The organism is Actinospica acidithermotolerans (assembly GCF_018139625.1).
In the GTDB taxonomy this organism is placed as follows: Bacteria; Actinomycetota; Actinomycetes; order Streptomycetales; family Catenulisporaceae; genus Actinospica; species Actinospica acidithermotolerans.
Genome location: NZ_JAGSOH010000374.1, coordinates 1 through 418 on the forward strand (window position 1 = coordinate 1; position 418 = coordinate 418).

Below are 418 nucleotides of genomic sequence, written 5' to 3' on the forward strand. Positions count from 1 at the left end.
TATGTATAAGCGTTGATTTTGACAACATAAAGTATTTTATAGATAAAACTTGTCAAATACTATTAACTATTTATTAATTTTAGTACATAAATATGTTTCTAAGTATGTGTTTATGTTCAGTATTTTGGATAATTTAATAATTTTAAGGATATTAAGCGCTTACACCGACGTGATATATTTGGCTTAACGAAAATGATTGAGGTGACAGAGATGAACTTTTTTGATATCCATAAGATTCCGAACAAAGGCATTCCATTATCGGTACAACGTAAATTATGGCTTAGAAACTTCATGCAAGCTTTCTTCGTAGTGTTCTTTGTTTATATGGCTATGTATTTAATTCGAAACAACTTTAAGGCGGCACAACCGTTTTTAAAAGAGGAAATTGGATTATCTACATTAGAACTTGGTTATATCG

1 pseudogene is annotated in these 418 nt (G+C 29.2%); it reads left to right on the forward strand.

The features are described from left to right. Window positions 1–210: 210 nt before the first annotated feature. A pseudogene (locus KDK95_RS39020) lies at window positions 211–418 on the forward strand (hexose-6-phosphate:phosphate antiporter); the annotation flags it as partial.